At 65.2% G+C, this 26,395-nt stretch carries 20 protein-coding genes; 10 read left to right on the forward strand and 10 right to left on the reverse strand.

The window, feature by feature from the left end; all coding sequences use genetic code 11:
- Positions 1-212: 212 nt before the first annotated feature.
- Positions 213-1,361, forward strand: a complete 1,149-nt coding sequence (locus tag M3I54_RS10520; protein WP_254335464.1) for a polysaccharide biosynthesis/export family protein — start codon at positions 213-215, stop codon at positions 1,359-1,361.
- A gap of 87 nt (positions 1,362-1,448) precedes the next feature.
- On the opposite strand, the gene M3I54_RS10525 is transcribed toward M3I54_RS10520, so the two are convergent.
- Positions 1,449-2,150: a DapH/DapD/GlmU-related protein gene (locus tag M3I54_RS10525; RefSeq protein ID WP_254335466.1), complete on the reverse strand. Its 702-nt coding sequence runs from the start codon at positions 2,148-2,150 to the stop codon at positions 1,449-1,451.
- A gap of 229 nt (positions 2,151-2,379) precedes the next feature.
- Between M3I54_RS10525 and M3I54_RS10530 the strand changes: the two genes are divergently transcribed.
- Complete coding sequence (locus M3I54_RS10530) at positions 2,380-3,027, forward strand: hypothetical protein (RefSeq protein WP_254335468.1); 648 nt, start codon at positions 2,380-2,382, stop codon at positions 3,025-3,027.
- A gap of 58 nt (positions 3,028-3,085) precedes the next feature.
- On the opposite strand, the gene M3I54_RS10535 is transcribed toward M3I54_RS10530, so the two are convergent.
- From M3I54_RS10535 to M3I54_RS10565, 7 genes are all read right to left on the reverse strand, one after another.
- Positions 3,086-4,474 carry a glycosyltransferase WbuB gene (locus tag M3I54_RS10535; RefSeq protein WP_254335470.1) on the reverse strand — a complete coding sequence of 463 codons (1,389 nt, stop codon included), beginning with the start codon at positions 4,472-4,474 and terminating at the stop codon, positions 3,086-3,088.
- 178 nt (positions 4,475-4,652) lie between these two features.
- Positions 4,653-5,612, reverse strand: a complete 960-nt coding sequence (locus tag M3I54_RS10540; protein ID WP_254335471.1) for a GDP-L-fucose synthase — start codon at positions 5,610-5,612, stop codon at positions 4,653-4,655.
- A 6-nt stretch (positions 5,613-5,618) separates the two neighbouring features.
- Positions 5,619-6,737, reverse strand: a complete 1,119-nt coding sequence (gene gmd, locus M3I54_RS10545) for a GDP-mannose 4,6-dehydratase (protein ID WP_254335472.1) — start codon at positions 6,735-6,737, stop codon at positions 5,619-5,621.
- A gap of 99 nt (positions 6,738-6,836) precedes the next feature.
- On the reverse strand, positions 6,837-9,068 hold the full coding sequence (locus M3I54_RS10550; RefSeq protein WP_254335483.1) for a polysaccharide biosynthesis tyrosine autokinase: 2,232 nt from the start codon (positions 9,066-9,068) through the stop codon (positions 6,837-6,839).
- A 62-nt stretch (positions 9,069-9,130) separates the two neighbouring features.
- Complete coding sequence (locus M3I54_RS10555; RefSeq protein WP_254335485.1) at positions 9,131-10,522, reverse strand: undecaprenyl-phosphate glucose phosphotransferase; 1,392 nt, start codon at positions 10,520-10,522, stop codon at positions 9,131-9,133.
- A gap of 42 nt (positions 10,523-10,564) precedes the next feature.
- Positions 10,565-12,100, reverse strand: coding sequence for a mannose-1-phosphate guanylyltransferase/mannose-6-phosphate isomerase (locus tag M3I54_RS10560; protein WP_254335487.1), 1,536 nt, complete (start codon positions 12,098-12,100; stop codon positions 10,565-10,567).
- A gap of 89 nt (positions 12,101-12,189) precedes the next feature.
- Entirely contained in the window at positions 12,190-13,194 is a 1,005-nt protein-coding gene (locus M3I54_RS10565; protein ID WP_254335489.1) for a GlxA family transcriptional regulator, read from the reverse strand.
- Positions 13,195-13,821: 627 nt separating this feature from the next.
- Here M3I54_RS10565 and M3I54_RS10570 point away from each other — a divergent pair.
- From M3I54_RS10570 to M3I54_RS10580, 3 genes are all read left to right on the forward strand, one after another.
- A complete protein-coding gene (locus tag M3I54_RS10570; protein ID WP_375542123.1) occupies positions 13,822-15,780 on the forward strand; it encodes a hypothetical protein in 1,959 nt (652 codons plus the stop codon).
- A 190-nt stretch (positions 15,781-15,970) separates the two neighbouring features.
- Entirely contained in the window at positions 15,971-16,423 is a 453-nt protein-coding gene (locus M3I54_RS10575) for a GDP-mannose mannosyl hydrolase (RefSeq protein ID WP_254335493.1), read from the forward strand.
- Positions 16,424-16,724: 301 nt separating this feature from the next.
- Positions 16,725-17,729, forward strand: a complete 1,005-nt coding sequence (locus tag M3I54_RS10580; RefSeq protein ID WP_254335494.1) for a GlxA family transcriptional regulator — start codon at positions 16,725-16,727, stop codon at positions 17,727-17,729.
- A gap of 118 nt (positions 17,730-17,847) precedes the next feature.
- Here the strand turns inward: M3I54_RS10580 and hmpA are convergent, their stop codons facing one another.
- The gene (hmpA, locus tag M3I54_RS10585; protein WP_254335495.1) at positions 17,848-19,050 is read right to left on the reverse strand and encodes an NO-inducible flavohemoprotein; all 1,203 of its coding nucleotides are present in this window, start codon (positions 19,048-19,050) and stop codon (positions 17,848-17,850) included.
- 237 nt (positions 19,051-19,287) lie between these two features.
- Positions 19,288-19,869: a cob(I)yrinic acid a,c-diamide adenosyltransferase gene (locus M3I54_RS10590; protein WP_254335496.1), complete on the reverse strand. Its 582-nt coding sequence runs from the start codon at positions 19,867-19,869 to the stop codon at positions 19,288-19,290.
- A gap of 197 nt (positions 19,870-20,066) precedes the next feature.
- Between M3I54_RS10590 and M3I54_RS10595 the strand changes: the two genes are divergently transcribed.
- From M3I54_RS10595 to M3I54_RS10615, 5 genes are all read left to right on the forward strand, one after another.
- Positions 20,067-21,482, forward strand: coding sequence for an FAD-binding oxidoreductase (locus M3I54_RS10595; RefSeq protein ID WP_254335497.1), 1,416 nt, complete (start codon positions 20,067-20,069; stop codon positions 21,480-21,482).
- Positions 21,483-21,530: 48 nt separating this feature from the next.
- Complete coding sequence (locus M3I54_RS10600) at positions 21,531-23,036, forward strand: FAD-linked oxidase C-terminal domain-containing protein (protein WP_028201996.1); 1,506 nt, start codon at positions 21,531-21,533, stop codon at positions 23,034-23,036.
- A gap of 141 nt (positions 23,037-23,177) precedes the next feature.
- Entirely contained in the window at positions 23,178-24,266 is a 1,089-nt protein-coding gene (gene glcE, locus M3I54_RS10605) for a glycolate oxidase subunit GlcE (protein WP_254335498.1), read from the forward strand.
- 18 nt (positions 24,267-24,284) lie between these two features.
- Positions 24,285-25,514 carry a glycolate oxidase subunit GlcF gene (gene glcF, locus M3I54_RS10610; RefSeq protein WP_254335499.1) on the forward strand — a complete coding sequence of 410 codons (1,230 nt, stop codon included), beginning with the start codon at positions 24,285-24,287 and terminating at the stop codon, positions 25,512-25,514.
- A gap of 177 nt (positions 25,515-25,691) precedes the next feature.
- The gene (locus M3I54_RS10615) at positions 25,692-26,390 is read left to right on the forward strand and encodes a YggS family pyridoxal phosphate-dependent enzyme (protein ID WP_254335501.1); all 699 of its coding nucleotides are present in this window, start codon (positions 25,692-25,694) and stop codon (positions 26,388-26,390) included.
- Positions 26,391-26,395 lie beyond the last annotated feature (5 nt).

The raw sequence follows: 26,395 nt of genomic DNA on the forward strand, positions 1-26,395 counted from the left end.
AGCAACGCAGCTGAAGCGTCATAACGAGTCGAACGATGAGCCCGCGTTGCACTTTCGTGGCGATGTGCGAATCCTGTTAGTAAGGGGGCGAGACTATGTTAAACAGCACACCTGATTGTTCCGGCGGCTTGGCCGCGGATGCAACTGCAGCAACCGCGAAGCAGCACGCACGCAGTTTGCGCAGATCATTGGCGGGCCGCGCACGGGCGGCCATGGCGACGATGGTGACCATGGCGGCAGCCGCGACCCTGATTTCGGGCTGCGGGCTCTCGCCTGGCATGACGGCGCCATCGAGCGTCACACAGGCAAGGGCCGCGACCGACGCCTCGCGCACGGGCGCAAAGGGCGATCAACCACCACCAGGCGCGCTCGTCGAGATCAACAACGAACTGGTCGCGAAGGAAGCGGCGTCGAGACCGACGACTGTCCCGACAAACGTCGAGACGCTGTTCGGCACGCCCAAGCCGTATACGCTCGGGCCCGGCGACGTGCTCAGCATCGTCGTGTGGGATCACCCCGAGATGAACCTGCCGACGAACGGCGGTGGTGGCAGCAACGGCGCGCAGGATCAGAGTGCGAGCCAGGTGCAGTCGGGCTATACCGTCGACTCGTCGGGTGCGATCCAGGTGGCCTACGTGGGTCCGATCCACGTGGCGGGGCTCACCGAGATGCAAGCCCGCGACCTGGTGTCGAAGAAGCTCGCCTACTACCTGAACAAACCGCAGGTGACGCTGCGCATCGAGTCGTATCGCAGCCGGCGCGTGTATGTGGACGGCGAAGTACGCACGCCTGGCCTCATGGTGCTCAACGACATGACGATGTCACTGCCCGAGGCGATCAACCGCGCGGGCGGCTTCACGGCGGCTGGCGACCGCTCACGGGTTAGCGTGACACGCGACGACAAGACGATCATGGTGAACATTCCCGACATGATCAAAAAAGGCGTGAACCCGGACAAAATCCTGCTGCAGAACGGCGACCTCGTGCGCGTGTATTCGGCGAACGAAAGCCGCGTGTTCGTGCTGGGCGAAGTCGGGCACCCTGGGCCCCTTCCGTTCGATAACGGCCACCTCTCGCTGAACGACGCGCTAGGCAACGCAGGCGGCGTCAGCCAGGGTTCGGGCGACGCCTCGCAAGTGTATGTGGTGCGCGGGCAAAAGGAAGGGCACCGTACGGTCTTCCACCTCGACGCGTCGTCGCCGGAAGCCATGGCCACGGCCGACGAGTTCGAGCTGCAGCCGAACGATGTCGTGTTCGTCGACGCGTCAGCGCTCGTGAAGTGGAGCCGCGTCATCAACCTGATCCTGCCGAGTACGCAGGCGGCCGCGGCGGGCCGGGCGGTGGGTTACGGCGGGTTCTAGCCGGGGGTTCGTATGAGTATGAGCAGGCCTTCGGGCCTGCTCATACGACGAATGAATCTGCTTGAAGTGAGCCAGCCTCGCGCCGCCTTATGTCTTGGGCGGCTTGCTTTCCTCAAAACGCCAGCGGATAAAGCGGCACGGATTGCCGCCATACACGCCGCCGGCTTCCAGTGAACGATGCACGACGGAGAGCGGCGTGACGACCGCCGAGCGTCCGATCGTCACGCCCATCTGCACCACGCATTTCGACGAGACCCACGCACCGTCCTCGATCACGATCGGCGCGACGTGCAGATCCATGTTCGTGCGCATGTCGTGCGAGCCGGCGCTGAGAAACGCGCCCTGCGAAAGGCAGACGTTCGAGCCGATGCGGATAGGCGCCTGGTTGTAAATCCACACGTCCACGCCAATCCAGCAGTTGTCGCCCATTTCCAGATTCCACGGCGCCTTCACGCGCATGGGGTGCACGAGGCGGCAGCCCTCGCCGACCTTCGCGCCGAACAGGCGCAGCAAGCCCACGCGCAGCGCGGAGAGCGGCAGCAGACGATTGTCGAGCACGCAGGTCTCGACCAGATACCACGCGGCCTGTACGAGCTTGCCACGGCGCGCGACATAGTTGCCCTTGCTCGCATGACTCAAATCGATCACGCGGATTTCCGCGGTTCGTGCGTCATTTGCGGCGCGCGGCGGCGCGACGCCTGCGGGCGGCGCTTCGTCCGCCCCATCCCTGCGCCCGGCCGCGCCGACGCTCCCGTTGAGGGCCCCTAGACCTTCGACCGCTTCCGTCATGAACGCTCCTTGCCCATCCGGGTCGGTTCCCTATTGTCTTCCTGAGGGTTGCAAGCCCTGACGGCCAGCACAACGGGACGCATCAAACCACGATTTCATTATCGGGCGGCCACCGCATCGCCTCGCACGCGTGGCCGACACGGCAGGGGTTTTGGCGCAGCGGCGCGACGCGGCGTGGGCAACATGAAGGCTTGACGCCGCATGGTTCGCGGCGCGCGGGATCAATGCCATGTCCAGCTTTTATCGTCATCAGCTTGCACCCTATATGTTCGCCGCCGCGCTGCAAGCCGCGTGCGCCGCATGGCCGTGCGCGGTGTTGGCACAAAACGCCCCGCCCGGCACCGCCACCGGCGGCTCCCCCGCTGCTGCGAGTGGCCAGAGTAGCCAGAGCACCCAGGGCGACACCCTCTCCAACGCCGTGCAGCGCCAGCAACTGGACGAACAGCGCCTGCTCGGCGGCCCGCGCACTTCGGGCAACCCATACAGCGTGACCCCGTACAACAGCAACGGCGCTTCGCCAGACGACGCGCAAGACGCGCTCACGAACGAAAAGCACATGCACGTCGTCACGCCAGGGGATTACGCAGCGAGCGCGGCGAGCGCCTCTGGCGGCAGTGACAGAGGCAGCGCTTCGAGCGGCGGCGGCAGGAGCGCCGCGAATCACAGCAGGATCGGCTCTAACGGCATGTCGCGCGCCGGCAGCGCGGTGACGAGGAGCACTGCCGGTGGCGGTGCGAGGGGAAGTCGCTCGACGGCCGGCTATGATTACGGCGCTGCCCAAACCTCTCCAACCGCCCAGGTCTATGGCAATCCGTATAGCAGCCCGTACGGGTCGCCGGACCAGTCCAGCTCGGATCTGTACAAGTCGCCCTGGTAGGTTCTGCTAGCGGTCCGAGACAGCCCAAGGCCGCAGTCGCGGCCTTGGGCGCTGACGATCACACATCGGACTGCTCGACCTCCGGCAACGTCGATCCGCCTTTACCCGTTTGACGCGCAGGTTGATTCGCAGATTGACCCGCACCTTGCTGCGCCGAAGAAGCGCCACTTACCGCGGTCGGCGGCTCAACCTGCGTCTGACCCGCCGACTCGGGAACCTCACCCGCGAGCCCGGCAAGCCTCGCTTCGAGCACGTCGAAGATCGCTTGCGGTGACAGCATGCGCTTCGCGTAGCGCCGCGCGGCACGGCCAAGCGCGGCGCGGCGCGCGGGGTCGCCCGCCAGATCGACGATCGCCGCGGCCAGCGCTGCGCCATCCTCGGGCGGCACCAGGATCCCGTGGTCCGAGACCACGTCGAAGAGACTCGTGCCGGGCCTCGCCATGGCGACCACCGCACGGCCGCTTGCGAGCATGCCGGTGAGCTTCGAGGGCATCACGAGGTCGGCGGCGTCGTTGCGCTGCGGCAGCACGTGGATATCGGCCACATTCAGCAGTTCGTTGAGCATCGAAGACGGCTGCAGCGGCAGCACATGACAGTTCGAGAGCGGCTCGCAACGCGCCAACAGCTCTCGCCTGGCCGCGCCGTCGCCGCAGAACACGAAGCTGATATCGGGCCGCGAGGCGAGCGCCGTTGCAACATCCGCGAGGATTTCGATGCCCTGCTTCGCCCCCATGTTCCCCGAGTAGAGCACGACGGTGTTGTCCTGCGGGATGCCGAGGCGCCGCCGGAACGCGCTCGGATACGGCAGCGGGAAGATCGCCCGGGTATCGACCCAGTTCGGCAGGCACACGGCGCGCGAGGCGTCCACACCCTTGTCGATGGCGCGCTCGACCATGCGCGCCGAAATCGACGAGACGACGTCGAAGCGCCGCAGCAGCCAGCGTTCGCCGGCGAGGGCCGCGCGCCCGAGACGCGACCCCTGGCCGCCGCGCAGAAGCCCCAGATCGAATGCCGCATCGACTTCGAAGTCCTGAATATGCAGCCAGCTGCGCGCGCCGACGGCGCGCGCGAGCATGAGCGCGCCGGGCGCACAAAAGAGCGTTGGCAGGATCAACATGACGGCCTGGGGCCGCCACGCCGCGAGCCGCGCGAGAAGCGGCAGCGACGAGAGCGCGAAGCTCGCCAGATGCACGATGCGTTTCAAGCCGCCCTGCTGCGCAGGCACCCACAGCGGCGCACGCCAGACACTCACGCCGCGCAACGTTTCGCGTTGGTATTGCCCCGCGCGATAGCCTTCATGCACGCGCCATTGCGGGTAATAAGGCGGCGCGCAGATCACGCGCACCTCATGACCGTGCGTCGCGAGCAGTTCCGCCATTTCGGCTGTGTATTTGCCGACGCCTGTGACTTCGGGCGCGTAATTCAGTCCGTAGATCAGGATTCTCATTGCGTTGCTTCCGTCCCTGAACTGCTCTGTGCCACTTTTAATCGTCTCGCGCGCCGGGCGAAAAAAAGCGGGCGTCGTGCATCCGGTCCGCGCACGACGCCCACCACCAACCAGACGCCTCTTCCCTTTCGTCCTTTTGAGCCGATTGGTTGAAAGCCATCGGTCCCTTCAGGCCACATCAAGCCCGCATGCCCGCCTCGTACGCCGGCGCGGCATGGGTTTGAAGAAAGTCGTCGTAGGTGCGGGCGAGCCCCTCCTGGAGGCCGATGTGCGCGTGCCAGCCCAAGTCGCCCAGGCGCGACACGTCGAGCAGCTTGCGCGGCGTGCCGTCGGGCTTGGTCGAGTCGAACACCAGCTCGCCTTCGAAGCCCACCACGTCGCACACGCGCTGCGCGAGGTCGTGGATCGACAGGTCCTCGCCAACGCCGACGTTGTACACGCCGTCGCCGGTCTCGTGCTCCAGCACGAAGATCGTCGCATCGGCGAGATCGTCGACGTGCAGGAACTCGCGGCGCGGCCTGCCCGAACCCCAGACGGTCAACGTGCGCTGGCCGTTGCTGCGCGCCTCGTGCGCCTTGCGGATCAGGGCGGGCAGCACATGGCTGCTGCCGAGGTCGTAGTTGTCGTTGGGGCCGTACAGGTTGGTCGGCATGAGCGAGACGAAATGCGTGCCGTACTGGCGGTTGTACGCTTCGCAGAGCTTCAGGCCCGCGATCTTCGCGATCGCGTAGGCCTCGTTGGTCGGCTCGAGCGGCGAGGTGAGCAGATAAGTCTCGCGGATCGGCTGCGGACATTCGCGCGGATAAATGCACGACGAGCCGAAGAACACGAGGCGCTGCACGCCCGCGTTGTACGACGCCCGGATCACGTTGGTTTCGATCGCCAGGTTATCCCAGGCGAACTGGGCGGGCTGCGTCGAATTCGCGAGGATGCCGCCCACACGTGCGGCCGCGAGCAGCACCGCGTCGATGTGCTCGCCTTTGAAAAAGGCGTCGACCGCAGCCTGATCGGTGAGGTCGAGCTCCCCGTGAGGACGCGTGACGAGATTACGGTAGCCGTGCGTCTGCAACGCGCGCACGAGCGCCGAGCCCACCATGCCGCGGTGGCCAGCAACGAAGATTCGGGAGTTCTTGTCCATGGCATCTCACTCGTGATGTTCGAGAGCCTTGAAGCCGGCCAGCGTGACGAGCGCGTCGCGCCGGGCGGCCTGATAGTCGGCTCGCACCATTTCCTTGACGAGCGCCTGGAACGAGGTGGCTGGCTTCCAGCCCAGCTTCTCCTGCGCCTTGGAGGCGTCGCCAAGCAGCGTCTCGACCTCGGCCGGGCGGAAGTAGCGCGGGTCGACACGCAGGATCACCTGACCCGCTTCGAGCCGCATCTCGCGCGAGTCGACGTGGTCGACAATGCCGACCTCTTCGACACCGTTGCCCTCGAAACGCACCGTGATGCCCAGTTCCGTCGCCGCCGCGCGCACGAAGTCGCGCACGCTGTATTGCACGCCCGTTGCGATCACGAAGTCCTCGGGCTTTTCCTGCTGGAGCATGCGCCACTGCATGTCGACGTAATCGCGCGCATGGCCCCAGTCGCGCATGGCCGAAAGGTTGCCGAGATACACCTCCTTCTGCAATCCGACGGCGATGCGGGCAATCGCACGCGTGATCTTGCGCGTGACGAAGGTCTCGCCGCGCTGCGGCGACTCGTGGTTGAAGAGAATGCCGTTGCACGCGTAGATGCCGTACGCCTCGCGGTAGTTGACCGTGGTCCAGTAGGCGAACAGTTTCGCGACCGCATAAGGGCTGCGCGGATAGAACGGCGTGGTTTCGCGCTGCGGCACTTCCTGCACGAGCCCATACAGCTCGGACGTCGAAGCCTGGTAGAAGCGCGTTTTCTTCGCGAGGCCGAGAATGCGGATCGCTTCCAGAAGGCGCAGCGTACCGAGGCCGTCCGCGTTCGCGGTGTACTCGGGCTCGTCGAACGACACGGCCACGTGACTCTGCGCGGCGAGGTTGTAGACTTCGTCGGGCGCGATCTCCTGGACCACGCGCAACAGGGCCGTGGTGTCCGTCATTTCGCCGTGATGGAGGTGGATGCCGGGCTCCGAGTCGTGTGCATCGCGATACAGGTGATCGATGCGGTCCGTGTTGAAGAGCGACGAGCGGCGCTTGATGCCATGCACCTCATAGCCTTTGTTCAAAAGCAGTTCTGCCAGATACGAACCGTCCTGACCGGTGATGCCGGTAATCAAAGCAACTTTACGAGCCATTGCCATCGTTCTCTCCTCGCGTGTGCGAAATGGGATTCGGTGGTTTTCATCATCGACCGCCAGCCCGAAAACCGACCGTCAACCTGCTGTTACCTTGCTCTACCCTGAAACGCTTTCGTAACCGTAGTAACCGCCGCGATACCCGCCGCCGATGAATGCGCCAGTCTTCGGCACGTCGGTGAGCAGCACGCCGCGTAGATTCACGCCGCCAATGCGCAGGCGCTTGACCGTTTCCTCGAGCTCCGAAATCGGGTGGCGGCCGTGGCGGATCGCGAGAAGCGTCGTGCCCGCGTACCGTCCGATCACCGTCGAGTCGGTCACCGCGAGTACCGGCGGCGTATCGACGATCACGAGGTCATACTTCGCCCCCAGTTCCTCGAGCAGCGACTCGAAGCGCGGGCTCATCAGCAGTTCAGACGGATGCGAGTGCAGCGAGCCCTTTGCCAGCACGTCGAGTCCAGGCAGCACCTCGTGCTGGATCGCGCGCTCCAGCTCCGCGCCGAGCAGCACGTCGGAGAGACCCGGCTGGTGCGCGATGCCGAAGTGCGAGTGCACGTCGCCGCGCCGCATGTCGCCATCGACGATCAGCACGCGCTTGTTCACCGAGGCGACCAGCGCGGCGAGATTGACCGAGAGGAACGATTTGCCGATGTCGGGCCGCGAGCCCGTGAGCATCACGATGTTGTTGCGCGCATCGTTGAGCGTGAGCTGCAGCGAGGTGCGCAGGCTCCGCACGCCTTCCACCGCCACGTCCTGCGGGTTCTGCTGCGCGAGCACGTGCAGCCCGCGCCGGCGCGACGCCACGTGATGCTGCAGCCGCAGCTGTTGCGGGCTGCGCGGCACCACGGCGAAGACCGGCACGCCGAGCGCGGCTTCGAGTTCGTCCGGACGCTCCACGCCGCCGTACAGCGACTTGCGCACGAACGCGACGAGTACGCCCAGCACGAGCCCCGCCCCGATCGCGAGCGCAATCACGAGCAGCTTCTTCGGACGCACCGGATCATCCGGCGCTTCGGCGAAATCGACCACGCGCACGTCGCCCACCTGGCCCGCGCGCGCCACACGCAGTTGCTGCGCGCTGTTCAGGAGACTCGTGTAAAGCTCCGTGCTGACATGCACGTCGCGCAAGAGACGCACAGCGGACTGTTCCGTGTCCGGCAGTTGCGCCACATTACGCGTGAGCTGCGACTGCGCGGCCTGCAGCGTGCCGATCTGCGCATCGAGCGCCTGGACGGCCGGGTGATGTTCGGTGAAACGCTGCGCGAGTTCCGCGCGTTGCTGCCGCAGGTCTTCGAGGCGGATCTTGTTGTCGCTCACTTGCTGGAGCAACAGCCGGCTTTCTTCGCCGAGATCGACGGTGCCGTGCTCGTTACGGAACTTGTTGTACTTCTGCTCGGCCGCGTCGACTTGCGCGCGCAGTTGCGGCAGCTGGTCGTCGAGGAACGCGAGCATGTGTTCCGCTTCGGCCGAACGGCTTGCGATGTCCTGCTTGATGAACTCGTGCGCCACGTTGTTGAGGATCGCGGCCGTCGTCTTGCTGTTGTGGCCTTCGAGACTCGCGCGGATCACGCCGGATTGCAGCCCGACCTCCTGGATCTGGAGCGCATTCTCCAGCCGGTCGACGGTGGTGAGCGTCGAGGCGCGTGTGAGCAGGAAAGGCGTTCCGGGCGCCCCGCTCAAACTGTCCACGTGCAGCGCGATCGGTCCGACTGAAGTGTTGGCGCTCACGTCCTCGCCCACGCGGCCCTGCAGAAGCGGAATGCCGTCGGGGTCGCGCAGCGTGAAGGTGCCGGGCTCTTCGCCGGCGACGATCGTGAAGTCGCGCTCATACATCGCTTCGGGCGTATCGAAGCGCGACACCGTGATGTCGCCGCCGCCCCATGCATAGCCGGACGGCCGCATGAACCCGGGCAGCTTCTGCGCCCAGGGCGAGCCCAGGATGCCGGAAAGCATGCCGCCAATCACGGGCATTTCGCGCGGCCGCGCCGAAATGTCGAGGTGCAGCTTGCGCACCGTTTCCTCGGTCACATTGCGCGACTTCAGCATTTCGATGACGCCGTTCGCGGTCGACTTCTCGTCGAACATGCCCGTGAGCGGCGGCAGGCTGCTGTCCTTCTTGCTGGCGTCGCCTTTGTCGACGAGGTGGAACAGCACATCGGCACGGTAGGTCGGCGTGGCGAGGAATGCATAGGCCGCGCCCAGCAGCGTGACGGCGAGCGTCACGACCGCGATGGCGCGCCAGTTCGCCACCATCGTTTGCAGGTAGTCGCCTAGGTATCGCTCCTCGGCGCCTGCCGCGCCATAGTAAGCGCCGTCATAATTCATCGCCATCTTGCTTCTCCCGAAACCTGGTGTTGCTTGCTGGTGATGCTTGCTCGAATGCGCCGCAGCGCTCAGTACGCGTTGCGGCCTACCAGCCCGTGAACGATCGTGGCCGCGATGATGCGCATGTCGAGCCAGAACGACCAATGGCCGAGGTAATACAGATCGTGCGCTACGCGCATTTCCATCTTTTCGAGGTGATCGGTCTCGCCGCGAAATCCGTTGACTTGCGCCCAGCCGGTGATGCCGGGCTTGATGCGATAGCGGTGGATGTAGCCCTTCACCACGCTCTGATAAAGATCGTCGTGCTCGAGCGCATGCGGGCGGGGTCCAACCACCGACATGTCGCCGCGCAGCACGTTGTAGAACTGCGGCAATTCATCGAGGCTCGTGCGGCGCAGGAACGCGCCGAGACGCGTCACGCGCGGGTCATGGCGCGTCGCCTGGCTCACCGTGCCGGGCGCCTCCTTGTGCTCGCGCATCGTGCGGAACTTGTAGATCGTGAACACGCGGCCGTCGGCGCCCTTGCGGCGCTGCCTGAACAACACGGGCCCAGGCGAGGAAAACTTCACCGCGATGGCAATGCCGATGAGGAGCGGCGTGAGGCTGGCGAGCGCAAGCGTTGCGAACGCCCGGTCGAACATGGCCTTCTTGAACTGCGCGCTCGCGGGCAGCGGCGAGGCGACGAGGTTGATGGCGGGCACGCCGAGCAGATCGATCACCGTACTGGTGTCGAACAGGGCCAACGAGCGCACGTCCGGAATGAAGCGGATGTTCACGAGGTCGTTGCGAAACTCGCTCACGAGCCGCACCACGGTGCGTTCTTCGGCGAGCGAAAGGGCGAGCCACAACTCGTGCACGTCATGCTCGCGGATGTAATGCGCGAACGCCTCGATCGTGTCGCACACCGGCGCGTCTTTCTCCCTCGCGGGTCTCGCCGATTGCGGCATCGTGTTGTAGAGCGCGCTCGCGCGAAAGCCGGAGCCTGGCTCCGCATCGATGCGCCGCATGATCTCGTCGCATTGTGAAGCGGAACCCGCAATGGCGACTTGATGAAGATTCATGCCCGCGCGCCGCATGTGCGAAAGCACGCCGTGCGCGAGGAAGCGCCACGTGATGAGCAAGCCACCTGCAAGTGCCGTCCAGTAAGCAAACCACAAGCGCGAAACGAGATCGACGTGATGCATCGTCGAGTACATCGAGATCAGCGCGCAGCCCTGCACAACGAGCCAGGCAAGCGACACCTGGCCCGCGAGGAGTGCCTTGGAGCGGCCGCGCCACGACTGGTAAAGCTCGAACGCCGGAAAGATCACGAGCGCGAACGCCGCGGCGAGCAGCACGAAGGCTTCGTTCACGCCGCGCGGCACGATTTCTTCGAAGCGGATCTCCGAAGCCACGCTCGCGCCGATCATCACGGCAGATACGTCGAGCACTCTCGCCATCAGATTTTGTAGCTCGCGCATGCTTTCTCCCTTTTTATCTCCCTGCAGGCCGTGCCGCTGCCCTCAGCCGCAGCGGCCGTACGTATCGTCGAGACGGACGATGTCGTCCTCTCCCAAATACGCTCCCGACTGCACCTCGATGATCTCGAGCGGCACCTTGCCCGGGTTTTCCAGCCGGTGACGCACACCGAGCGGAATGTAAGTGGACTCGTTTTCCGTCAGAAGAAAGGATTCCTCACCACGCGTAACGAGCGCAGTGCCGCGCACAACCGTCCAATGCTCGGCGCGATGGTGATGCAGTTGCAGCGAGAGTCGCGCGCCCGGCGTGACGACGATGCGTTTGACCTGGAAGCGCTCGCCCGAATCGATCGAATCGTAGAAGCCCCACGGACGTTGCACCTTGCGATGCGAATCCGCCTCGGGCGCGCGCTCCGCCTTGATGCGCGCAACGAGCCCCTTCACGTCCTGCACTTTCGAGCGGTCGGCGACGAGCACCGCATCGGCGGTTTCGACCACCACGAGGTTCGAAGTCCCCACGCACGCCACGAGCCTGCCGTCGGAATGCGCGTAAGTCGCCACCGCACCCTCGAACACCACACGCCCGCGTCCGACGTTGCCGTCGTCGTCCTTTTCCATCGCGGCCCACACGGCGTCCCACGAGCCGAGGTCGGACCAGCCCGCGTCGAGCGCGACCACCACCCCCTCGGGCGTCCAGCCGTTGCTACCCGATAGCCGCTCCATGACCGCGTAATCGATCGAGTCGGACGGGGCGCGCTTGAAGGCGTCTGTGGCCGGCCGGAACACGGGACCGTCTTGCTGGCCGTCGACGAACGAGGCAAGGCACGCTGCGTGCATGTCGGGCTGCAGCGCGCGCAGCGAATCGAGCCAGACGCTCGCACGCATCACGAAGATGCCGCTGTTCCACCAGTAGCCGCCCTGCGTGATGTATTGCGTAGCAAGTTCGGGTGCGGGCTTTTCCACAAAGCCGTCGATACGGTGCGCGCCATCGGCGATCGCCTCGCCGATGCGGATGTAACCAAACCCTGTTTCGGGCGAACGCGGCGGCACGCCCAGCGTGACGATCGCGCCGCGCTGCGCGTGGCGTGCTGCGCATTCAAGCGCGCGCTGCAGGGCGTCCACGTCGGCGATCGCATGGTCCGACGGCATCACGATAAGAATCGCGTCGTCACCGTTCGCGCACGCAAGCGCCGCGCCGAGTGTGAGCGCCGGCGCCGTGTCGCGCCGCGCCGGCTCGACCACGAGCCGCGCGTCCATGCCACACGCACGCAATTGATCGACGATCACGAAGCGGTGTTCTTCACCACATACGACGATTGGCGAACTCGCGACCTGCCACTCTGACGAAAAGCCGTCGAGGCGGTGCACCGTCGCCTGCAGCAGCGTGTCGCTGCCCACCACACCAATTAACTGCTTAGGGAAATGCTCGCGCGACATCGGCCACAAACGCGTACCGGAGCCGCCCGCCAGCACCACCGGCACGATGCGAGTGCAAGGGGTAGTGTCTTCGCGCGCTGTCCCCGGCTCGCTTTCTGCACGGGCCTGACTTTGTCCCTCATGAATCGATGACCTTTCATTCATCTTCGGACTCCTTCATATCGGGCAGGATCACTTTGGCTCGCCAATAGCGACCCCGTTTGCAACGAAGTGCGACCGTTGTTACCGCGGCGTTACGAGACAGCTACGCCGGCCTCGCGGCGGCTTTGCTCGCGGTATTCGGTGGGCGAAATCATCATGCGCTTGCGGAAGATCTTGGCGAGGCGGTCGCCGTTGCCCATACCGGTGCGGCGCGCGATCTTGTCGACCGGCAATTCCGAATCGGTGAGCAGGCTGCAGGTAATCGCGAGGCGCGCATGCAGTAAGTAATCAGATGGCGTGATGCCCATCTCCAGCTTGAAGCGGCGCAGAAAGTTACGCTCGCTCATTGCAGCGACCTGCGCCGCGTCCGCTATCGAAATGGCCCGCTGACAGTTTTCCTGCAGCCAACGCGCCGCTGCACGCACTTTGTCAGCCGGTGCGCTGCCAAGCGCATCGCCGAGAAACGGCAAGAGGTTGCCACCCGAATCGGGCATGAGCCGCTCGGTCACAGCGCGCGCAACATCCACGCCCAGGTCGCGCTTGACGAGCGTGAGCGCGCTCTTCATTGACTCGAGCCGGTCGCCGGCGTCGCCGCCCGCTTCCTCGCGTCCCGTTTGCATCGCATACGAGCCGAACTCGTGCTGCGTGCGCTGGCCGCACAGACTCGCCGCTTCGAGCAGCGAACGGCCTTCACCAATCGGACGAATGGTGCCGGTATTCGCATGCACGCGACGCAGCCATGCAATGAGACGCTCGTCGTTGGCAGCCGCGAAGGCGCCCTTTCCACCCGCCACGAACAGTGCGTCGAAGCCGACGTAGTGGCGTGCATCGAGTCCATCTGTCCAGACCCGTACCGACGACGAGCACGTTACGTTGCCGCCATCGGCCGAAAGGATGCTTACATCGTAAGGTGAACTGCGAGCGGTGTCTGTCGAGAGTTCATTCGCTACATGAAACACTTCAGCCACAATACCGGCGCCGAGCAGCGAACAACCATCGAACAGCAGAATTGCGATATGACGCACCTCTCGACTGATGCCCGCGGTCACTAGATGCGGGCGGCTGAACGACGGTAAATCCAGACTTGCGTACGCCATGCTTTTCCCCTAAACAATCCCCCGTACAAAGCGAAAAGTCCCGGTAATAGCATTTCGATAGCATTCCATGTGCAGTGCATCATATGCAGAGAACAATTGCCGCAACGACGACTGACCGAAACTGGCGAGACATTGGCGCATTTAGTCCGGTCGAGGACCGATTAGAAGCTTGGGCGCCAAGCTAAATGACAAAAAGCAAACTGCGTGAAAGGCAATTGGTTCGATTACATCGATTCGGCAAAAGTGCCGGATAACCGTTGCAGGCAGGTATTTTCGCCTTTGTTACTACAAAATCATTTGGCGCCTTCCGATCTATGCGCTCGCATGGGATGGAAGCGAAACGGGCAATAAAAGACCGCGACTCCATTCGTCTGATTAAATGATGTTTAAGAAGCTTTGTGCTCAGATTTCGAACATCCGAAGCGCATTTTAAACCTGTTAAATCCTGTTTGCGCTGCACAATAAAAAAATTCACAAAAAGCCGCTTTATATGATTGGGCTCCGCGAGCACTGCACAACTCTCGCGCGGCGCTTCCAGGGAAAATTGCGCAAAAAGCCTGGAGGCTGGCGTCAAACGACTTGCTCGACCAACTAGGCTTACCCTTTTATGCTGTGAGGAACCTGCCAATGACGTTGCGCCCAGCCCTTGCATCCGCACTTGTGAACCGTCCCCCCGGGCGCGGCTCGCGCGCTTTTTCATGGGTGCCGGCCGCAACGCTCGCGCTCGGCGTACTCGGCGTGCTGCTCCCGGCAATGAGTTGCCGCGCCGCCGACGCGCCCGTTTGCAGGAGCGCCGCCGGCCGTGCGGCGACAGACGCAAGCGACGATCCCGTCTCCGCCGATACGCCCGGCAGCGATGGAACACGCCTCTTTGCGCGCGGCAAGAGCGTGCGTATCGATGTGGCCACGCGCGCGACGCGCGACGACAAGGTGCAATGGCAGATCACGGATACGTGGAGCCGCCCGCAAGCCAGCGGCAACTTCGCGGTGGCAGCGGGCCCGCGCGTCACGTCGCTCACCTGCACACTGCCGCTCGCGGGCTACTTCGCGTTTTCCGCGTCGCTGGCTTCGCAGCCCTCTACGGGTTTGCCCCAGCGCGGCACGCGGCCGGCCGGCATCACGACGTTCGGCGTGCTGCCCGATGTGAGCGCAGCACTCCCCGCCGCCACCTTCGCGCGCCAGGACCTGCACCGCTTCGGTGGGCAAGGCTCAGCATATATCGCGCCCGGACAGCACTGCTGCGGCGGCGACGGCTTGCGTCCGCTCTATACGGACCTCGGTCTTGCCTGGGCCAACGACAAGCGGGGCTGGTACGTCATGGAGCCAAAAGGTCCGAATACGTTCGACGCTGCCGCCTCCCAGCTCGATCTCCAGTTCAAGCCCGGCGACATCATGCGGTTGATCACCCTCGACGGCTTTCCCGGGTGGGCAAGTCCGAACGGCCAGGAAACCCATAGCTACGTGCCTTCGTCATTGGCCCAGTTGCGCGATTACATGTCGCGCGTAGGCGCGGAGTCCGCACGCATCCGTGCGCGCGTCTTCCCGCGCCAGGCGCACAACTACTATCAGGTCACATGGGAGCCCGACAAGGACGGCGGGCTGCCGTGGAAAGATACGGACGCACATTTCGTCGACCTCTACAAGACCGTCTATGAGGGCATCCACTCCACCGACCCGTCGGCGATCGTGATGGGCCCGACCTATGCAGGCGTGCAGGGCAATACGGAGTGGCTCAAGAAGTTCGCACCGCTTGGCATTGCTAAATATCTCGATGGCGTGACGATCCACGGCTACTACGATTTCGGCACGAGTCCTTCGCATCCGCCCGAGCGTCTGTACGGCACGCCCGAAAAAGGCACGCTTTCGCTGGCCGAAGCCATGCGCGAGCTGCGCACGACGATGCGCGACATGCTCAAGCCGGGCGCCGCGCTCTTCGTGACCGAAACGGGTATTAGTTACGACATCGGTACGAACTACGCGGCCAACTATCCCGATGCGCAAACGCTCTACGCGCAGGGCGCGGTCGTGGCGCGCGCGCATCTGATCCTGCTCGGCGAAGGCGCGGACACCACGTTCATCTTCTATGGCGCGGACATGCCGGAGACGACGCCTGGCTATGGCGTGTTCTTCGAACTCGAGCATCCGAAGGGCATGTACGGCGCGTCGAACATCAGCCCGAAGCCGGCCGCGCTCGCGGTCGCGACCATGACGCGGCTGGTCGACGGTACGTATACACTCGGTCCGCTGCGCGGCGCGCCCGCGGGCGTCTACGCTTATGCCTTCGCGCGTCCGGGCGGCGGCAAGGTGATCACGGCGCTGTGGACCCACGACAACGCGCGCTGGAGCGCGAAGACCGGCTTCGATGCCACGCGCGCGACGAACTACACGCTTCAGGTGGACGCGCGCGGGCGCGCGGGCCAGGTGAGCGTGTTCGACATGATGGGCAACCCGACCACGATGACTTACAACGATGGCATGCTCCCGCTACGCCTGACCGAATCGCCCGTGTATGTGGTGTCGGACAACGCCGAGGTCGCCAGATCGAATGCCGTCACGCCCGCGGGCTACGTCGCGCCGAAGCCTTGAGCGAGAGGGCCGCGGCTCGCATCTTGGCCCACGATAGCGAGACTTAGGCGGCTCTGGACAGTGCAACCCGATATTGACCCGCCTAGACTGCTCTTCAACGCGACGCCTGATTGTCATGCGCCGCGCGCGCAGCGACTGCGCTCGAGACAATCATATCGACACGACCGACACTCCACGGATCCGCTCGTCCATGCTGTCGCCTACCGAATTCCTCGAGGTGGTGCGGCTCGCACCGCTTGTCGGGATCGACCTCATCGTCGCCGACGCCGACGGCCGCGTGCTCGTGGGCGAGCGACGCAATCGCCCGGCGCGCGGCAAGTGGTTCGTGCCGGGTGGGCGCATCCGCAAGGACGAGTGGCTCGATGCCGCGTTCACGCGCATCGTCGAAACAGAGCTCGGCATTGCAGGCATGCAGCGCTCGGCTGCGCGCTTTGTCGGCGTGTACGAGCATCACTATCCGGACAACTTCGCGGCGGAAAACGGTATCGGCACCCATTACGTTGTGCTTGCGTACGCGTTCATGCTGGACAGCACCGTGCCTGTCGGGCGCTTCGATCAGCACAGCCAGTACGCGTGGCTGTGGCCTGAGGAACTGCTCATGCGCGATGACGTGCACAAGAACTCGAAACAATATTTCCGCTGAAAACGCTCCAGTGAACGACACATGCGCGTCGTGGATTTTGTCCGCGGGGCGCGCGTGCGTGCCCCGCGAGACCCGGGGTGCAACGCTGAGAGGCCGAGCCACCTTGCCCGGCGCATACCGAGCCATTCTGCCAACTTCTCGGCATTTTCAGACTGCGCCGTGCGCCAGCGGCTCACCGGCCTATCATGAATCCCGAGAGCGTGATGTGACCGCATGTAACAGCCCCACACAGCCGGATCAGGGCGCGCGGCGCAAAAACGCAACGTACTCCTGCGAATCCTTTCTGCGCGAGGAACCGGCTATGTACATCGATAGGGTGGTCTGCCGGCAAGGCGCTTTCCAGCCGCGCGGCGCTCACTTAAATTTCGGACACGTGGCCAAACGCATCGGCATCCTGGTTTTCGAGGGCTTCCCGCTCGGGGACGTGACCTTGCTCGCCGATGTGTTTCGTCTCGCGAACGATGCCTGCGCCGACACGCTTCCTGCTTATTCGATCGTCATGCTTTCCGAGCCTGGCGGCAATGTGGCCAGCGGTTGCGGCCTGCGGATATGGTCCGAGAGCCTGCATGGCCCGCTACGCAGCGGCTTCGACACACTGTTTATCGCCGGCGGCCCCGGTGCGATGGAGGCGCGCGACAACGCGCGGCTCATCACGCGGCTGCAGATGCTCGCACCGAAAGTGCGCATCATCCGCGCACTCGGCGAGGGACGCGCCGTACTCGCCGCCGCCGATGTGCCCTTCCTGCGCACGGGCGGCAATACTGCAAGCTCGGCGCAGCGGCTACGCCGGGCGCTGGAAGCGCGCAACGCCGGCGCTTCGGTCGTGACGCCTTCCGAGGCGCTCGTCGCCGCGCTCAAGGTGGTCAAGCGCAATCACGGCGTGGCGCTTGCGCAGCGCGTTTCCGAGGACTCGATGCCGGGCTCCTGGGAACGCCTCGGCCCCATGCTCGACGATGGCGAGGCGGACAGCGCAAACGGCAAGATCAACTCGGCCGCGCACTGGCTGCGCGAGAACTACCATCAGCCGATCTCGGTTGCCGATGCGGCGCGCGTCGCACAGATGAGCATGCGAAACTTCCTGCGCCACTTCAAGACGCAAACGGGCCTGACGCCGTCCGAATATCTGCTGCGCACCCGGCTCGATGCCAGTTGCCTCTTGCTCGCGCAAACCAATCTTCCCATCGACGAAATCGCGCAACGCTGCGGCGTGCCGCGCGGCGAGCGTCTCGCGCGGATCTTCCGGCGCAGGCTCTCGATTTCGCCGTCGGGGTATCGAGCTGTGAACCGGCGGGCTTCGGGCGAGTGATGCCAGTCGCAATTCGATACATGTTTTACCGCTGCATACGCAAAACGCCGCGCTTTCGCGCGGCGTTTTTTGATTCGGCGTACTCAGCGTGTAATGTCAGCGTACCTGGTGTGCGGCGTTACAGCATGCCGGAGCCGAAGATCTCCGTGTGGATGCGCGAAGCGTCGACGCCGCGGGCAACGAGCGCCTCACGCTGTTCGCGCATGAACGCCACGGGGCCGCACAGGTAGTAGTCGGCGTCGGGCAGCAGCACATCCGCTTCGATGCGCCCGATATCGATACGCCCTTCGAAGTCGTAGTCCACGCCCTGGCGGTCGTCTGCGCCGATTTCCTCGTAGAACACCGCGCGCTTGACGTTCGGGTACTCGGAGACAGCGTGACGCAGAAAGTCGCGAAATGCGTGCACCTTGGTGTTGCGGCATGCATGCACGAAGGTCACCTTGCGCTCGCTGCGCTCGGCGATCAGCGTGGAGAGCATCGACTTCATCGGCGTGATGCCCACACCACCGCTCATCAGCACGACCGGCGACGTCTTCGTGCGATCGAGCGTGAACTCGCCCATCGGCGCGCTCACATGCACCACCGCGCCTTCTTCCACGCCGTCATGCATGATGTTCGACACGTGGCCCGGCTGCGCTTCGCCGCGGCCAGCCTCCCGCTTCACCGAGATGCGCAGCCATTTGCCGTGGGGCGCGTCCGAGAGGCTGTACTGACGCGGCTGGTCCACGCCGAGCTTGTCGACGAAGCGCGTCACGCTTACGTACTGGCCCGGCTCGAAACCGCCCGCGGATGCACCGTCGGCCGGCGCGAGATAGAACGAGGTGATCTCGTCGCTTTCGACTTGCTTGCGCATCACCTTGAACGGACGGAAGCCGCTCCACGAAGCGCCCTCGTACAGCTTCGCCTCAGTGCCGATCATGATGTTCGCGAGTTGCTCGTAGGCCACTGCCCAGGCGTCGAGCGTGGGCTGGTCCACTGCGTCGCCGAGCACGTCCACGACTGCGCCGAGCAGATGGCGGCCGACGATCGGATAGTGCTCCGGACGGATGTTCAGGCTCGCGTGCTTGTGCGCGATGTGCGTGACCGCGCCGCCGAGCGCGCCCAGATTGTCGATGTTCGCCGCGTAGGCATACACCGCGCGGGCTAGCGTTTCGGGCTGGCTGCCGCTTTGCTGATGCGTCTGGTTGAAGATGTTCTTGAGCTCGGGGTGCGCGGCGAACATCCGCTTGTAGAAATGCTTGGTGATCGTGGCGCCGTGCTCGGCGAAAACGGGCGCAGTGGCCTTCACGCGGGCCATCTGGTCGGCGGTGAGCGCAGTCATTTACGGCTTCTCCGTGGTAAAGATTCACACAAGATACATCTTTACCACGGCAGCCCGACCCAGGCATTTTGTCGCACCCCAGCAATTTCCGGATTGCGCCAGGCGTGAACGCGCGGCGGGAGGCCGTGGAGCGCGCTTCGGCGGGACTTTTGCGGTGCGGGAAAGAGTCTCTTTCGGGGGATGGCGATGCGATTGGACGCTCCGGTCGGGCGGCGCGCTCTCGCGCCCTTTTATGCCTTACACGCCCTCGCCCTTGCCCGCGCCCCGGTCGTGCCTCCAGAGCACGTCGCTGCCGCCGGCGGCCCGGTTGAGCACGCGCGCGAGCACGAACAGCAGGTCGGAGAGCCGGTTGACGTAGCGGCGCGGCGTATCGGCGAGCGGCGGGCCCGAGTTCGCTGAGGCGCCCAGTGCAACGACCGCGCGCTCGGCGCGCCGGCATACGGTGCGGCACACATGCGCGAGCGCCGCCGCCCGCGAGCCGCCTGGGAGGATGAACTCCTTGAGCGGCGGCAGCGCGGCGTTGTAATGCTCGAGCCAGCCATCGAGCCGCGCGAGGTGTTCGTCGGTCACGAGCGTGTGGCCCGGTATGCACAGCTCGCCGCCCAGATCGAAGAGGTCGTGCTGGATTGCGACGAGCGCCTCGCGCACGTCGTCTGGGAGCGTTTCGCACAGCAACACGCCGATCTGCGAATTCAGCTCGTCGACGTCGCCGATCGCGGCGATGCGCGCGTCATCCTTGCGCACGCGACTGCCGTCACCGAGTCCGGTCGAGCCGTCGTCGCCGGTGCGTGTTGCAATCTTGCTCAGGCGATTGCCCATGTTGTGCTCTCCGAAGCTGAAAATTCACGCAAGCCGCGCCTGACGCGCGCCCGGCGCCGTGTAAGGCTGTAAGTCCACGCCTGCCGGCCATTATAGGTTTCGTGCACCGCAGCATAGAGAGCGCGGCTTTGCGGCGCAGACGTTAAGCGTAAAATGGACCGGGCCAGAAGTCATACCCATACGAAGGAGACACACGCGTGAATCACCCCGCGCCGCCGGCCCTCGCACGCCGCCCGTTCCCCACCGAACTCCTCGATCAACTGCGCAGCGCATTCGGCGAACGCGTCTCCACTTCCGAAGCCGTACGCGCCCATCACGGCCGTGACGAATCGCCCTTCGACCCGCAACTGCCCGACGCCGTGGTGTTCGCGCAGAGCACCGGGGACATCCAGACCATCGTCAAGCTGTGCGCCCGTCATGGCGTGCCGATCATTCCCTACGGCAACGGCTCGTCGCTCGAAGGTCACTTGCTGGCCGTACAGGGCGGCGTGTCGATCGACCTCTCGCAGATGAACCGGGTGCTCTCGATCAATGCCGAAGATCTCACCGTGACGGTCGAGCCTGGCATCTCGCGCAAGCAACTCAATGAAGCGCTGCGCGACACGGGTCTTTTCTTCCCGATCGACCCGGGCGCCGATGCGAGCATCGGCGGCATGACGGCCACACGCGCCTCGGGCACCAACGCCGTGCGCTACGGCACGATGCGCGAGAACGTGCTGGGTCTCACCGCCGTCCTCGCCGACGGCCGCGTGGTCAAAACCGGCACGCGCGCGCGCAAGTCGTCGGCGGGCTATGACCTCACGCGTCTTTTCGTCGGCTCGGAAGGCACGCTCGGCGTGATCACTGAAATCACGGTGCGACTCTATCCGCAGCCCGAGGCAGTCTCGGCGGCGGTGTGCGCGTTCCCTTCGATGGCCCAGGCCGTGCGCACGGTGATCGAGACGATCCAGATTGGCGTGCCGATCGCGCGCGTGGAATTTATCGACTCGCTCGCGGTGCGCGCGATCAACAAGCATTCGAACCTCACGCTGCGCGAAAAGCACACGCTCTTCTTCGAATTCCACGGCACCGAGGCGGGCGTCGCGGAGCAGGCGCAGCTCGTGCAGGAGCTTGCCGCGCAGCACGGCGGAGAAGGCTTCGAGTGGGCCACGCGCCCCGAGGACCGCAGCCGCCTGTGGAACGCGCGCCACAACGCCTACTTCGCAATGCTGCAGCTCAAGCCCGGCTGCCGCGCCGTGACGACCGACGTGTGCGTGCCGATCTCGCGCCTCGCCGAATGCGTGATCGAGACGGAAGCCGATCTCAAAGCCTCGCCGCTGCCCTGCCCGATCGTCGGCCACGTGGGCGACGGCAACTTCCACGTGGCGATCCTGATCGACCCGGACAAGCCCGAGGAAATCAGCGAGGCCGAGCGCCTGAATCACCGCGTCGTGCAGCGTGCGATCGCGATGGACGGCACTTGCACGGGCGAGCACGGCGTGGGCCTGCACAAGATGGAGTTCCTCGTGGAAGAGCACGGCGCGGACACCGTCGACACGATGCGCGCGATCAAGCACGCACTCGATCCGCACAACCTGATGAATCCGGGCAAGATCTTCAGCTGGGCGGCGTAACCGACAAGCGCAGAGAAGCGCACACAAGCGCAACAGACGGGAGGAGACATGAACGCACCCGAGGCGAACTTGCCCGAGTTGAGCCCGGAAGCCCTCGCGCAACGCCAGCGCGAGGTAGTCCAGGCGTTGATGGCCGTGCTGCCGGCGCATTGCCTGCTGCATCGGGAGGAGGACACCGTCGCCTACGAGTGCGACGGGCTCGCCGCCTACCGGCGGCTGCCGCTCGCCGTGGCGCTGCCGGAGACCGAGTCGCAAGTGCAACGCATCGTGCAGATCTGCCGGCGCCTCGACGTGCCGGTCGTGCCCCGCGGCGCGGGCACCGGCCTCTCGGGCGGCGCCATGCCGATCCGGCACGGCATCGTGCTTTCGCTCGCGCGTTTCAAGCGCATTCTCGAAGTCGATCCCTACGCGCGCACGGCCACCGTGCAGCCCGGCGTGCGCAATCTGGCCGTTTCTGAAGCGGCGGCGCCCTTCGGCCTTTACTACGCGCCGGATCCGTCTTCGCAGATCGCCTGCACGATAGGCGGCAACGTTTCGGAGAATTCGGGCGGCGTCCATTGCCTCAAGTACGGCCTCACGGTGCACAACGTGCTGCGCGTGCGCGCCGTGACGATGGACGGCGAGATCGTCGAATTCGGCTCGCTCGCGCCCGATGCACCAGGCCTCGATCTGCTCGCGGTAATGATCGGCAGCGAAGGCATGTTCGCCATCGTGACCGAAGTGACCGTCAAGCTGATTCCGCGCCCGCAAACCGCGCAGGTCATCATGGCGAGCTTCGACGACGTCGTGAAAGGCGGCGACGCCGTAGCGGGCATCATCGCCTCGGGCATCATTCCGGCGGGCCTGGAAATGATGGACAAGCCGGCCACGCGCGCTGTGGAGGAGTTCGTGAACGCCGGTTACGACCTCGACGCCGCCGCGATCCTGCTGTGCGAAGCCGACGGCACGCCCGAGGAAGTCGCCGACGAGATCGCGCGCACGACCACGGTGCTGCGCGAGCATGGCGCCACGCGCATCCAGATCTCGCGCACCGAGGAAGAACGCCTGCGCTTCTGGTCGGGCCGCAAGAATGCGTTTCCGGCGGCGGGCCGCATCTCGCCCGACTACTACTGCATGGACGGCACCGTGCCGCGCCGCGCGATCGGGCCGCTGCTCGCGCGCATCCACGAAATGGAAAAGCAGTATGGACTGCGCTGCATCAACGTATTCCATGCCGGCGACGGCAATATGCACCCGCTCATTCTCTTCAACGGCAACGACCTCGACGAATGGCACCGCGCAGAGGCCTTCGGCTCGGACATTCTCGAAACCTGCGTCGAGCTGGGTGGCACCGTGACGGGCGAGCACGGCGTGGGCATCGAGAAGATCAATTCGATGTGCGTGCAATTCTCGCCCCAGGAGCGCGACGCGTTTCATGCGGTGAAACACGCGTTCGACCCGGCCAGGCTGCTCAACCCCGACAAGGGCATCCCCACGCGTGCGCGCTGCGCCGAGTACGGGCGCATGCACGTGCGGGGGAATCTGCTGCCGCACCCCGAGTTGCCGCGCTTCTGACAGACGCGCAAACACGCACGAAGCACCGCGCCGTCTATGCATATCGCGTGACCCACATGAGGGTCCGCTCCGGGTTGTCAGGAGAGGTTCGCTCAGTACAATCGAACGAACCATATAACGAACGAGCGCGACCATCACGACATGGAAGAGGACGACATCGTCTCGGACTGGTCCGAACGCATCCGGCTGGCGAGCGCCGATGGGCGGCCGCTGCGCATTCGCGGCGGGGGCACCAAGGACTGGTACGGCCAGTCGCTCGAAGGCGAGATTCTCGACACGCGCGCGCACCGCGGCATCATCGCGTACGACCCGGCGGAACTGGTGATCACGGCGCGCGCCGGCACACCGCTTGCGGAGATCGAAACGGCGCTCGCGGCCCACGCCCAGATGCTCGCGTTCGAGCCACCGCACTTCGGCGCCCAGGCCACCCTGGGCGGCTGCATTGCCGCAGGCCTCGCCGGGCCACGGCGGGCCAGCGCGGGCGCACCGCGCGACTTCGTGCTGGGCGCGGTGCTCATGAACGGCCACGGCGAAGTCCTGCATTTCGGCGGCCAGGTCGTGAAAAACGTGGCGGGCTACGACGTTTCGCGGCTCATGGCCGGGTCGCTCGGCACGCTCGGCCTGCTGCTGGAGCTTTCGGTGAAGGTGCTGCCGGTGGCGCAAGCGGAAACCACGCTCAAATTCGATATGAACGGCACCGACGCCGTGCGCAAGCTCAACGAATGGGGCGGCCGCCCGCTGCCGATGACGGCGAGCGCCTGGCGCAACGGCACGCTCGCGGTACGCCTCGCGGGCGCGGAAGCCGCTGTGAAGACAGCCCGCGCGAGCCTGGGCGGCGAAGTGGTGGACGCCGTGGAAGCCGAACGCTTCTGGGCGGGCCTGCGCGAGCAGACCGATCCGTTCTTTGCGTCGATTGCGCCCAACGCGGCGCTGTGGCGGCTCGCCCTGCCCTCGATCGCGGAGCCCTTGCAACTGCCGGGCGCGCAACTCATGGAATGGGGTGGCGCGCAGCGCTGGTGGATCACGGAAACCGACGCGCAAACGGTGCGTATCAGCGCGAAGCAAGCCGGCGGTCACGCCACGATGTTCCGCACCGGGCGCGACTACGACCGCAGCGCGGGCGTCTTCACGCCTTTGGCCGCGCCGCTCATGAAGATCCATCGCGGCTTGAAGGCCGCCTTCGACCCGGCCCGCATCTTCAATCGCGGCCGGCTGTATTCCGACTTCTGACGACACCCACACGCGGCGATGCAGACGAACCTCGCGGACTTCATACGCAACACCCCCGACGGCGACGAAGCCGACGCGATCCTGCGCAAGTGCGTGCATTGCGGCTTCTGCACCGCGACCTGCCCGACCTATCAGTTGCTCGGCGACGAGCTGGACGGCCCGCGCGGGCGCATCTATCTCATGAAGCAGATGGTGGAAGGCGCGCCGGTCACCAAGAGCACGCTCACGCACCTCGACCGCTGCCTCACGTGCCGCAGTTGCGAGACCACCTGCCCTTCTGGCGTGCAGTACGGGCGCCTCGTGGAAGTGGGCCGCAAGCATGCCGAACAGATGGTGAAGCGTCCGCTGCGCCAGCGCGTCATGCGCCGCCTGCTCGCGGGCCTGCTGCCGCGCCGCGCCCTCTTCACACCGGCCATGCGCCTCGGCCAGCAGGTGCGGCCGCTTCTGCCCAAGCGCCTGCGCGACAAGGTGCCCGTGCGCCAGCGCTCGCTCGCGTGGCCCACGGCGAAGCACGCGCGCAAGATGCTGATGCTGCAAGGCTGCGTGCAGCCCTCGATGATGCCCAACATCAACATCGCGACCGCGCGCGTGCTGGACGCGCTTGGCATCGAAACGATCGTGGCGCCGGAATCGGGCTGCTGCGGCGCGATCCGCCTGCATATGGGCTACGCCGACGACGCGCTCGACGACGTGCGCGCGAACATCGACGCGTGGTGGCCCTACATCGAGCAAGGCGCGGAAGCGATCGTGATGAACGCCTCGGGCTGCGGCGCGACGGTAAAGGAATACGCGCACCTGCTGCGCGACGATCCGGCCTATGTGGAGAAAGCGCGCCGCGTGGTCGAGCTCACCCGCGATCTTTCGGAGCTGCTGCCCGCATTCGAGGAAGCGCTCGTGGCCTCGACGAGGCGGCGCGGCATCAAGACGGTGGCCTGGCATCCTCCCTGCACGCTGCAGCATGGCCAGCAGTTGCGCGGCGGCGTGGAAAGGCTGCTCACTGCGCTCGGACTCGACGTGCGGCTGCCGGCCGACAGCCACCTTTGCTGCGGCTCCGCGGGCACGTATTCGATCATGCAGCCGCGCCTTTCCTACACGCTGCGCAACCAGAAAGTGGACCGGCTGCAGGCGCTGGAGCCGCAGTTGATCGTCTCCGCCAACATAGGTTGCATCACGCACCTGCAAAGCGGCACCGCGATTCCGGTCACGCACTGGATTGAACTGGTCGAACATATGCTGGCGACGAATTGAGCCCATCGGGAACGGAACCAGCGTAACGAGACCCACGGCGCGCCAACAGCCAGCCATTCGGTATCGCCTTTCTGGCCAATGTTTCGCGCCGTGCGCAGTCCGTATAATGGCCGTCGTTCTGTTCGTTTTGGATCCAAAAGCGGCGCTTGCCGATTCACGCGCCAGCCCTCAAGCCCGATGACCGATCTCTCCCACAATCTCGAAGCTGTCCGCGAGCGCATCGCCGCCGCCGCCCGCAACGCCGGCCGCGACCCGCAAAGCGTGGAGTTGCTCGCGGTTTCGAAAACATTTCCTGCGCAGGACGTGCGCGCCGCTCACGCTGCCGGCCAGCGCGCGTTCGGCGAGAACTACGTGCAGGAATCCGTGGACAAGATCGAGGCGCTCGCCGACTTGCGCGCGAGTATCGAATGGCATTTCATCGGGCCGCTCCAATCGAACAAGACACGCCCCGTAGCCGAGCGTTTCGACTGGGTCCATTCGGTCGATCGTCTGAAGATCGCCGAACGCCTTTCGGCGCAACGTCCCGCCGGCATGGCGCCGCTCAACGTCTGCCTCCAGGTCAACGTGAGCGGCGAGGCCAGCAAGAGCGGCGTCACCCCGCAAGAAGCGCAGCAGGTCGCGCGCCAGATCGCCGCCCTGCCCAACCTGCGCCTGCGCGGGCTCATGTCGATTCCCGAGCCGGACACCTCGCTCGAGGCGCAACGCGTGCCGCACCGCCAGTTGCGCGAGCTGTTCGAAGCGCTACGCGCAGAAGGCCTCGCGCTCGACACGCTCTCCATGGGCATGTCGGCCGACCTCGAAGCCGCGGTGCTCGAAGGCGCGACGATCGTACGCGTCGGCACCGCGATTTTCGGCGCGCGCGACTACTCTCACTGATTCAC

The sequence above is a fragment of the Paraburkholderia sp. CNPSo 3274 genome, assembly GCF_024206475.1.
Taxonomy (GTDB): domain Bacteria; phylum Pseudomonadota; class Gammaproteobacteria; order Burkholderiales; family Burkholderiaceae; genus Paraburkholderia.